Origin of the sequence: Candidatus Anaeroferrophillus wilburensis (assembly GCA_016934315.1) — a bacterium.
GTDB lineage: Bacteria > Desulfobacterota > Anaeroferrophillalia > Anaeroferrophillales > Anaeroferrophillaceae > Anaeroferrophillus > Anaeroferrophillus wilburensis.
Genome location: JAFGSY010000041.1, coordinates 21,960 through 32,182 on the forward strand (window position 1 = coordinate 21,960; position 10,223 = coordinate 32,182).

Here is a 10,223-nt window from a genome sequence, read left to right on the forward strand (position 1 = left end):
GAGGAGGAGAATAATGCATCAGGAAGGGAACAAGATAACAAAAGCCGGAGTCGTACTGGTTATGGTGTTGATGGTTTTTTATGTGGCTGCCTGTGCTACCCCCGGCGGACGCTCAGCGGGGCAGGTGCTGGATGACAGTGCCATTGCGACGACCATAAAAACCAAGCTGGTCAGTATGCCGGGTGTCAGGTCGCTGGGCATCGATGTTGATGTTCATCAGGGGGAGGTAGTGCTTTCCGGCCGTGTTCACAGTGAAAATGAGGAGGCTCGGGTTCTTGATGCCACGCGAAATGTTCAGGGGGTGCGGAAAGTTACCAGTATGTTGAAGATTATTCCCTGATGCAGGCTGTTAATCAGGTCGTACTTGCTGATGAGATCATTGCCGGGCTGGTCCGGGAGTTTGGCAGCCAGGTGCAGCAGGATGTGCCGTTGGCCGGTCGAACGACGATGAAAGTCGGGGGTATTGCCCGCCTCTATCTTACGCCACACGGAACTTCCCAACTGCAAGGCATGCTGGCCAGGTTGAAACAGCTCTCAGTGCCGGTTCTGGTGCTTGGCGGCGGTGCCAATGTGGTGGTTGCTGATGAGGGGGTAAGCCGGGCGGCGGTGATTAGTGTGATGGAACATATGAACAATATTGCCGATATCCGGATTCAGCGTGGGCAGGTGAGCGTCACCGCGGAGGCTGGCGTACGATTAACCACCCTGGTGCAGTTCTGCCAGCAGCAGGGTTGGGGTGGGATGGAATTTCTTGCCGGTATCCCCGGTTCCGTCGGTGGCGCGGCGGTTATGAACGCCGGGGCCTTTGGTCGGGAGTTTGGTGATCTGCTCATGGCCATGAGTTGTTGTGACTATGATGGACAGTTGTCTTGCTGTTCCAGAAACGAGTTGTTCATGACCTATCGTGATGGGGGGGTGGCACCGGATCAGGTGGTCGTTTCGGTGTGCTTGTTGCTGCAACCGGCATTACCGGAAACTATCGCCGCCAAGATGGCTGAGTACCGTGAAATTCGCCGCCAGCGGCAGCCGTGGGGAGTCCCTTCAGCTGGCTCCGTGTTTAAAAATCCTCCGGGCGATTATGCCGGGCGTCTCATTGAAGCGGCTGGCTGTCGTGGCCGCCGCCAGGGCAAGGCCCGGGTTGCTGATCAGCATGCCAATTTCATCACGACTGAACCGGGAGCGACGGCAGCAGATGTCTTTCGGCTTATCGATGAGGTGAAAATGCTGGTTTACCGGCAATTTGGCGTTTTGTTGGAAGAGGAAATTATCCGGTTTAGTGATGATCATTGTCTCGTTGTTTCTGACGTCCCGCAAGAGGAGATGTGATGAACTTTTCCCTTGACCAGCTGAAAAAGAAAAAGATTGGAGTCCTTTTGGGAGGCTTGTCAGCCGAACGGGAAATTTCTTTAAAAACCGGTGCTGCGATACAATCGGCCTTGGAACGGAGCGGTTATCGTACCGTGGCGATTGACGTTGGTCGTGATCTCCCATTCCGTCTGCGTGAGGAGCAGATTGACGTTGCGTTCATTGCCCTCCATGGTCGCTATGGTGAGGATGGTGTTGTCCAGGGGGTTTTGGAGCTGCTGCAGATTCCTTATACCGGTCCTGGCGTGATGGCCAGCAGTGTGGCGATGAATAAGCTGATAACCAAACATCTGCTGCGCAGTGCCGGAATTGCCACCCCCGCATATCTGTCCTGTCATGATCAGGTTGATGTGGTGCCTGATGCAGGGTCGCTGGGTTATCCGCTGGTGGTCAAGCCGGTCAGTGAAGGTTCCAGTCTGGGAGTTGCTATTGTAGAGCGGCATTCTGATCTGGCAGCGGCGATGGCCGGGGCTTTTCGCTATGAACGGGAGATCCTGCTGGAGCAGTATATCCCTGGCAGGGAAATTACCGCCTCTGTACTCAATGGAACCCCGTTGCCTCTCATTGAAATTTGCCCGGCCGCCGGTTTCTACAGCTATCAGGCAAAATATACGGCCGGAGAGACGGACTATCTGGTGCCGGCGCCACTTGCCCCGGTGTTGACCAGATCGATCCAGAGCCTGGCCCTGGCCAGCTGCCGGGTTACAGACTGTTGTCAAGGGGCTGTCCGGGTTGATTTCCGTCTCAGCCCTGATGCAAAAGCATATGTTATTGAAATCAATACCATTCCTGGGATGACCGCCACCAGCTTGCTGCCCAAGGCGGCGGCAGCGGCCGGGATGGGATTTGAGGCTCTGATTGAAACAATCGTCTCCGGGGCGTCTTTAAAATGTAGGTCGTAGGGTATATCCTGTGGCTGAAAGCCGGAAAAAAAAGCTGGTCAATTCACGCCGGGAACTGAACCGTAGCCGCCGGCAGAAAAAGAAAAGAGAGTTCAGAACATGGGTTCCCAAGGCAGTTATAATACTGATGTTAGTGGGATGTTCCCTGCTGCTCTGGACCAAAAAGGCAGACTTTGCTGCCGGCATCAGGCAAGAGCTTCGTAATCGACAGCTGTTAACGGTAAAGGAGGTTGTTGTGGAAGGTCATTATCAAACAGTCAAAGATGATATTGTGCAGCAGTTGGAGGTGGACCCTGGCATGCTCCTGTTCGATGCCGACCTGTCACTCATGCGGGGACGGGTGGAACGGTTGCCCTATGTGCAGACGGCCCAGGTATGCCGGCAGTGGCCTGACAGGCTGATGGTATCAGTGGCTGAACGGGTTCCGGTTGCCATGGTCAACCTGGATGGTCTCTACTATGTAGATTGCCACGGACAGATTTTCAAACGGGTGGAACAGGGGGAGGAAGTGGATCTGCCGGTGCTTACCGGCTTGAACACCGAGATGCTCCAGAAGAATCCTGAAGCTGGCCGAGCTATGCTGACCCTGGGGCTGGCGATGCTGGGCTGCTGGCAGGGGGAGGATGATTATGCCCAGGAAGGATTGTCGGAGATTCATCTTGATGACACCTTCGGCCTGACCATCTATACCCGTCGTCATGCATGGCAGGTTGAATTGGGGCTGGAAGCTTTTGGCGTCAAACTTCAACAGTGGTACAAGGTGGTGCAGTACCTGGGAACCGAAGGAAACCGGGCTCAGCGTTTTGACTGCCGCAGCAGTCATGCGGTGGTGGTTGGTTATCAAAGCGCTGTACAGTAACCGGCGCCAAGGATCGGGGGAACCATGTCCAAAAATAATCAGGTGATCGTTGGGTTGGATATCGGCACGACGAAAATCTGTGCCATTGTCGGCAGGGTTACGGCCGATGAGGTGGAAATCATCGGGATCGGCACCCATCCGTCTGAAGGGCTGCGCAAGGGAGTGGTGGTCAATATTGACAGTACGGTTGAGTCAATCAAAAAAGCCATCCACGAAGCTGAAATGATGTCAGGCTCTGACATTAAGGCGGTGGTAACCGGGATTGCCGGGGCTCATATCAAAGGCTTTAACAGCCATGGGATCATCGGGGTAAAAGATCATGAAGTGTCAGCCAAGGATGTTGAAAAGGTCTTGGAAGCCGCCAAGGCAGTGGCCATTCCCCTGGATCGGGAAGTTGTGCATACCCTGGCCCAGGAGTTCATTATTGATGAGCAGGATGGGATCCGGGATCCGGTGGGGATGTCCGGGGTCCGTCTGGAAGTCAAAGTTCATATTGTTACTGCCGCCGTTGCTTCAGCCCAGAATATTGTTCGCTCCTGCAATAGGGCCGGGCTGGAGGTGGCCGACATCGTTCTGCAGCAGATTGCTTCCAGCGAAGCGGTGCTGACCGATGAAGAGAAAGAGCTGGGAGTTGTAGTTATCGATATCGGCGGTGGGACGACGGATATTGCCGTGTTTGCCAATGGCAGTATCTGCTATACCGCCTCCCTGCCTTTGGGGGGCAACCAGTTGACCAGCGATATTGCCGTTGGCCTGCGCACTCCGGTGACGGCTGCTGAAAAAATCAAGAAAAACTATGGTTGTGCCATGATCTCCCTGATTGATCATAATGATACTATCGAGGTTCCCAGTGTCGGCGGTCGGCAGCCGCGGGTGTTGTCACGGCAGATTCTCGGAGAAATTATTGAGCCTCGGATGGAGGAGATCTTGGAACTGGTGAAGCGGGAACTCTACAAATCGGGTTTTTATGATCAGGTGGTTTCCGGGGTGGTGCTCACCGGCGGTTCATCGTTGATGCCCGGGGTTGAAGAACTGGCGGAGATGGTTTTTGAGATGCAGGCAAGGGCTGGCATTCCCCAGCATGTCGGGGGGCTTTTGGATATTGTCAGAAGTCCCATGTATGCCACCGGTGTCGGTCTGTTGATCCATGGCTCAAAAACGTTGGAGTCGTCGGGGCGGTTCAGTACCAGTGATAAAAATTTATTCAACAAACTTTATACACGAATGAAAAATTGGTTTGCCGAATTTTTTTAAGCGAGCGAGGGGAGGAAAAATCATGTTTGAATTTGACGAGCGGTCACGGTTGCAGGCCAATATCAAGGTGATTGGTATCGGCGGGGGTGGCAGTAACGCGGTGAACAGCATGATCAATGCCGGGGTTCAGGGGGTTGATTTTGTCGTCGCCAATACCGATGCCCAGGCACTGGAGGCATCACCGGCAGCAATCAAGCTGCAGCTTGGCTCCAGGCTGACCCGCGGGTTGGGTGCTGGTGCGAACCCGGAGGTGGGACGCAATGCCACCATCGAAGATACGGAAAAAATTTCCGAGCTTTTGACCGGGGCGGACATGGTATTTATCACTGCCGGGATGGGCGGCGGCACCGGGACCGGCGGCGCCCCGGTGGTGGCCAAGCTGGCCAAGGAGTTTGGTGCCCTGGCGGTTGCGGTGGTCACTAAACCGTTCAGTTTCGAAGGCAGGAAACGGCTGCAGCAAGCCGAGGACGGGTTGGCAGAATTGCGGGAAAGCGTCGATGCCCTGATAACCATTCCCAACCAACGTCTGCTGAATATTGTTGGCAAGAATACCTCAATGGTGGAAGCCTTCCAGAAAGCAGATGAGGTTCTGGTCCAGGCGGTGCGCAGTATTTCCGACTTGATCAACGTTCATGGCTTAATCAACCTTGACTTTCAGGATGTTAAAACGGTTATGACCAATACCGGTCTGGCTCTCATGGGAACCGGGATCGCCAGCGGCGAAAATCGGGCAGTGGAAGCTGCTCAGCAGGCGGTGGCGTCACCGTTGCTGGAGGATATAAGCATTCAGGGTGCCAAGGGCATTCTGATCAATATTACTGCCGGCAGCCAGTTGACCCTCTTCGAAGTGAGTGAAGCTTCAACCCTGATCCAGGAAGAAGCCCACGAGGATGCAAACATTATTTTCGGTGCGGTACTGGACGAATCGATGGGCGATGACATCAGGGTGACGGTCATTGCCACTGGTTTTGAGCCGATTCGCGGGATCAAAGGGCCGGGCCTGGGGCGTAAATACCATCCCGTGTCTCCCCGCCGGGATCTTGACCGGCCGGCATTCCAGACCCGGACCGCTGCCAGAGAGCGCCAAGAAATTGTCCGGACGGTGAAAAAAGTTGTCGGAGCCGACAGTGATGCTGATTTTGAGCTGGAAGATTATGATTTTCCGACCTTTCTCCGGCGGCAGTTGGATTAAGACACGGTTGCCCATGGTGTTCCATTTTTGCCGTGCTTTGGTTGCCTCGTGAAATAGTGCCGTTTGTATGGGTGAAAATCCAGGCTATGCCTGCTCCCTCGCTCAGGGTAGCGTGTCTTTTCAGCTGTGCCGGCAGTATTTCTTGGTGATCAATGACGTCGTAAAACTGATAACGAAGTCATCGTGTGTCTTGCAGTCATGAAGAGAATCCGTGTTTTGATGGTGGATTGTATAGCCCGTTCTTAAACAATAGAGAGCGGCCGTTTTTCTCGGCCGCTCTCTGTCCATGAGGACCAGAAAGGGAGTTTTTCACTTGCACTCAGCTTACAGTCCTCCTTTTACTCTTTTTCTGCCCCAGGGCAATCACCCTTCGTCCATCCGCTGCCAGGAAATTTTACGGGAGCTGTCCGGCAAAAGATTGGTATGTCTTGGCTGGTGGGGGACTCAGCAGGTTGTTGTCAAGGTTTTTCCCCGCCGCCGGCAGTCCAGGCGCTATTGGCAGCGGGAGGACCGGGGTGTCAGAGCACTGGCTGCGCGGGGAATCTTGACGCCGGAAATCCTTTATTCCGGTTCACTGGCTGAAGAGCAAGGTGATGTGGTGGTGCTCCCTTTTCTCGCCACGGGTATGACGGCGCTGCAGCTATGGCAAGAAGCTGCCGATGATGATGCCCGCCAGCGGCTTTTGGGTGCGATGGTGGTGCTTTTCGCCCATCATCACCAGCAGGGAGTATGTCAGAGAGATTTGCACCTGGGTAATTTCATGGCTGTGGGTGAAATGATCCACACTTTGGATGGTGCTGATATTGTTGTCAGTCGTAGAGAGGTGGGGATAAGAAAAGCATTGGCCAATCTGGCGCTTTTCTGGGCCCAACTGGACCCGGCATATGACCAGCTGGTTGATATCCTGTTCCCCGGCTATTGTCGGGCTAGGGGTTGGTCCTGCTCCGCGGTGCTTTGCCAGCAGCTGAAAAACCGTATTGCTGCCAGCCGGCGCTGGCGCCGGGAGAAGTATCTCAAAAAGATTTTCCGTGACTGCAGTGCTGTTGTCCGCTGCCGGGATACCGGACGCTTGATCCTTTGCAGCCGGCGCTATTATACTCCGCCAGTACGCGATTTTCTTATGGATCCCGATCCCTGGCTGTACCATTCCGCAACGCGGTTGCTTAAAGATGGCAATTCAAGCACCGTAGCCACGGTGGTGGTTGATGGCCATCCTTTGGTGGTGAAACGCTATAACAGCAAGGGCTTTATTCATGGGATAAAGAGGGCATTTCGCCGAACGCGGGCAGCCCGCTCCTGGCGCAATGCTCATCTGCTGGATTTTTATGGCATTAATACCCCCGAGCCGGTGGCACTGATTGAACGGCAACGATTGGCGGTACGCCTGCCTGCCTATTATGTTGCGGCATTGGCTGACGGTATTTTGGCCAGTGATTATTTTGCGGTGGCAGCCGTTTCCGATGAGCTGAGGCATATGGCTGCCAAAGTGGCGAGCGTGATAAAAACAATGCATGACCAAAGGATCAGTCATGGGGATCTGAAAGCCAGTAATATTGTCCTGACTGCTCATGGTCCGGCTCTTATGGACCTCGATGACATGCAGCAGCACCGCAGCGTGGCCGGTTTTGCAAAAGCGGCACGGCGGGATGTGGAGCGGTTCTTGCGCAACTGGGAAAACTATCCTGCCGTCGCTCAACTTTTCAGCTCCCTGATGAAAGGGAAGGAAGCGAGATCATGATTGTACTAGGTTTGTCGGGAGCGGTTGGCCATGATCCTTCAGCGGCGCTGTTTGTTGATGGTCGGCTGGTTGCGGCGGCCGAGGAGGAAAGGTTCCTGCGCGATAAGCATGCCAAAAATACAATGCCCTACGAGGCGACTAAATTTTGCATCGAAACAGCCGGAATAGGTCCCCATGAGATTGACGCAGTGGCATTTCCCTATGCCAAAATCAGCTTGGTGGGTCCGGGCCGCTGGCATTATGCCCGCCGCTACTGGTATGCTCCTGACCGTGCATTGACCGTTCTATTCAACGGCAACCGGCGCTACCGGCGCAACATGAAGCGGGTCCGTAAGCTTCTCGATGACTTCCGGATAGACTACAACCGCATCCGTTTTTTTCCGGTTGAGCATCATCTGAGCCATGCCAGTAGTGCCTACCATCTCAGTGGTTTCAAGGAAAAGTGTGCGGTACTCAGCATCGATGGCAAAGGGGAGTATGCGACCACCTTCTTTGGCTATGGAGAACAGGGAAAAATTCATAAGATCAAGGAATTCTACGATCCTGATTCGCTGGGTGGTTTTTACGGGGCAATAACAGAATACCTTGGTTTTGACATGCTTGATGGTGAATTCAAGGTGATGGGCATGGCTCCCTATGGTGATCCGGAGCGGTTTGATTTTTCCCGCCTGATTGCCCATGATGAGCAAGATTTCCGGGTCAACACCAAGCTGGTCAACGTTATCGGTTCCAGGCGTTACAAAGAAGGTGGCAAAGGCTATTACTTCAGCAAGGAACTGGTACGCTGGTTGGGGCCCAAGCGCCAGGGGGACGAAATCGATGATCCCTACATTGATTATGCTGCCAGTACCCAGAAACTGCTTGAAGATGTGGCCCTGCCCCTCATTGAGCATTACCTCGGGGATATTATCCGGGAAACCGGGAAAATCTGCTATGCCGGCGGTGTGGCACTCAATGTCAAACTCAACCAGAAGATCATGGAGATGGAGCATGTAAAAGAACTCTTTGTCCAGCCGGCGGCCAGTGATGCCGGTACGGCAATCGGCGCCGCCTCCTACGTCGCCAATCTGCTGGGAGATACGGTGCAGAAGCTTGAGCATGTCTATTTGGGGCCCTCTTATACGACCCAACAGTGTATTGACGCCTGCAAAGCGCATGAACGGCAGCCTGCCTGGGAGGTGGTGGCCGATCCCTCCCTGACCGGTGCGCAGCTGCTGGCCGAGGGCAACCCGGTGGCCTGGTTTCAGGGGCGGATGGAATTTGGCCCTCGCGCCTTGGGCAACCGGAGCATCCTGGGAGATCCCAGTCACCGTGGGGTGGCTGACCGGATCAATGCCCAGATCAAGTATCGGGAGCGCTGGCGACCATTCTGCCCCAGTATGTTGGACCGGGTTGCACCGGAAATTCTGCAGACCGACCACCCGTCTCCCTATATGACCTTTACCTTTACGGTTGCCGGGCAGTGGAAGGACAGAATTCCTGAAGTGGTGCATGAAGATGGGACAGCGAGGGCCCAGGTGGTTACCAGGGAAAGCAACCCGCGCTACTATCGTCTGATAGAGGAGTTGGCAAGGCTGCGCGGTGTGCCGGTAGTGCTGAATACGTCGTTGAACCGCCGTGGGGAGCCGATGATCTGTTCGCCCACCGATGCGTTGCAGATGTTTTTTGGTTCTGATCTGGAATATCTGATCATGGAAGAGGTGCTGGTCCGCAAAACCCCCACCTAGGGGCAGTGTGTAGGCTTTTGGGGTGCTGTGGCATATGTTTCACGGCCGCAGCCGACAGGAGAGTGTCTTGCATTAACCTGTTAAAAATCCATATATTTATATTATTTATTATTTTGTCAGTGGTGCTCGGTGTATAGAAAAATAAAGCCGTCAGCAAAAAAACAATGGATAACCAGGGAGTAACGAATGAATAGTGAGTTTTACCAAATATTTCGTGACTATCAGGAAATTTCTATCAGATATGATGCCTGCCATCGTGCCATCTGGTGTTACTACAATCCAGCACCCCGTCCTTGTTTTTCCATGACCGTCTTGCGTGAAGCATTGGAGATTCAGCATTCGATTATCAATTACTTCAAGCACCGGCCGGAAAAAAGCGAAGTTCCTATCCGTTATCTTATCCAGGCATCGCAAGTGCCGGGTGTTTTCAATTTGGGTGGAGATTTAGGTTTATTTATTAAATTAATTGCCGAAAGAGATCATAATAAGCTGCTGGAGTATGCCAAAGGTTGTGTTGATATCTGCTACCTCAATGCCGTAAATCTGCACTTGCCGATTACTACCATTTCTTTGGTTGAAGGGGCTGCTTTGGGAGGTGGTTTTGAATCCGCGTTGGCCGGCAACATTCTGATTGCAACCAGAAATGCTGAAATGGGTTTTCCCGAAATACGTTTTAACCTGTTTCCCGGAATGGGAGCCTACAGCCTGTTAGCCCGCACAATGGGCATTACGGTTGCTGAAACGATGATTACCAGTGGGAAAATCTATAGTGCACAGGAACTGCATGACCTGGGGGTGGTTCGTGTCCTGGCTGAGGGAGGCAAAGGGCGTGAAGCTGTTGAAACATTCATGAAACAGCACAGCCGTGTATACAATGGCATGCAGGCAATTCAGTCGGCCAGGCAGCGTTACCATCCGATAGCGTACGAAGAACTTATGGATATTACTAAAATCTGGGTTGATGCGGCTTTAAGACTTGAACCCCATGATGTACGGATGATGGAGCGTATCGTAAGAACCCAGGAACAGAAATTTTCCAAAGCTAAACAAAGATCGGTTCCTCCTCTCTTGCGAACAAAGCAGGACCGCCGGTTTGTTTCGGTCAAAACTGCTTTCCCGCTGGTGGATTGGTCCGGAGAAAAGGTATTGTTTGACCGGCGGAGAAATGTTGATCGGCGTCTGACAC

9 protein-coding genes are annotated in these 10,223 nt (G+C 53.4%); all 9 read left to right on the top strand.

Annotation, left to right across the window (positions count from 1 at the left end; translation table 11 throughout):
• Positions 1 to 13 precede the first annotated feature (13 nt).
• The gene (locus tag JXO50_10715) at positions 14 to 340 is read left to right on the top strand and encodes a BON domain-containing protein (GenBank protein ID MBN2333562.1); all 327 of its coding nucleotides are present in this window, start codon (positions 14 to 16) and stop codon (positions 338 to 340) included.
• Positions 340 to 1,326, top strand: a complete 987-nt coding sequence (gene murB / locus JXO50_10720; protein MBN2333563.1) for a UDP-N-acetylmuramate dehydrogenase — start codon at positions 340 to 342, stop codon at positions 1,324 to 1,326. Before JXO50_10715 ends, murB begins: the two co-directional genes overlap by 1 nt.
• Positions 1,326 to 2,267, top strand: a complete 942-nt coding sequence (locus JXO50_10725) for a D-alanine--D-alanine ligase (GenBank protein ID MBN2333564.1) — start codon at positions 1,326 to 1,328, stop codon at positions 2,265 to 2,267. Before murB ends, JXO50_10725 begins: the two co-directional genes overlap by 1 nt.
• 127 nt (positions 2,268 to 2,394) lie before the next feature.
• A complete protein-coding gene (locus tag JXO50_10730; GenBank protein ID MBN2333565.1) occupies positions 2,395 to 3,126 on the top strand; it encodes an FtsQ-type POTRA domain-containing protein in 732 nt (243 codons plus the stop codon).
• A gap of 24 nt (positions 3,127 to 3,150) precedes the next feature.
• Complete coding sequence (gene ftsA, locus JXO50_10735) at positions 3,151 to 4,380, top strand: cell division protein FtsA (GenBank protein ID MBN2333566.1); 1,230 nt, start codon at positions 3,151 to 3,153, stop codon at positions 4,378 to 4,380.
• Positions 4,381 to 4,402: 22 nt separating this feature from the next.
• Positions 4,403 to 5,572, top strand: coding sequence for a cell division protein FtsZ (gene ftsZ / locus JXO50_10740; protein MBN2333567.1), 1,170 nt, complete (start codon positions 4,403 to 4,405; stop codon positions 5,570 to 5,572).
• A 313-nt stretch (positions 5,573 to 5,885) separates the two neighbouring features.
• On the top strand, positions 5,886 to 7,310 hold the full coding sequence (locus JXO50_10745; protein ID MBN2333568.1) for a hypothetical protein: 1,425 nt from the start codon (positions 5,886 to 5,888) through the stop codon (positions 7,308 to 7,310).
• The gene (locus JXO50_10750; protein ID MBN2333569.1) at positions 7,307 to 9,037 is read left to right on the top strand and encodes a carbamoyltransferase; all 1,731 of its coding nucleotides are present in this window, start codon (positions 7,307 to 7,309) and stop codon (positions 9,035 to 9,037) included. The genes JXO50_10745 and JXO50_10750 overlap by 4 nt, the downstream gene beginning before the upstream one ends.
• A 186-nt stretch (positions 9,038 to 9,223) precedes the next feature.
• A partial coding sequence (locus JXO50_10755) for a crotonase/enoyl-CoA hydratase family protein (protein MBN2333570.1) occupies positions 9,224 to 10,223 on the top strand: 1,000 nt, incomplete at its 3' end.

Coding starts and splice junctions, on each gene's coding strand:
- JXO50_10750 (MBN2333569.1), top strand. CDS start 7,307: ATGATTGTACTAGGTTTGTCGGGAGCGGTTGGCCATGATCCTTCAGCG.
- JXO50_10730 (MBN2333565.1), top strand. CDS start 2,395: ATGTTAGTGGGATGTTCCCTGCTGCTCTGGACCAAAAAGGCAGACTTT.
- JXO50_10715 (MBN2333562.1), top strand. CDS start 14: ATGCATCAGGAAGGGAACAAGATAACAAAAGCCGGAGTCGTACTGGTT.
- JXO50_10725 (MBN2333564.1), top strand. CDS start 1,326: ATGAACTTTTCCCTTGACCAGCTGAAAAAGAAAAAGATTGGAGTCCTT.
- murB (MBN2333563.1), top strand. CDS start 340: ATGCAGGCTGTTAATCAGGTCGTACTTGCTGATGAGATCATTGCCGGG.
- ftsZ (MBN2333567.1), top strand. CDS start 4,403: ATGTTTGAATTTGACGAGCGGTCACGGTTGCAGGCCAATATCAAGGTG.
- ftsA (MBN2333566.1), top strand. CDS start 3,151: ATGTCCAAAAATAATCAGGTGATCGTTGGGTTGGATATCGGCACGACG.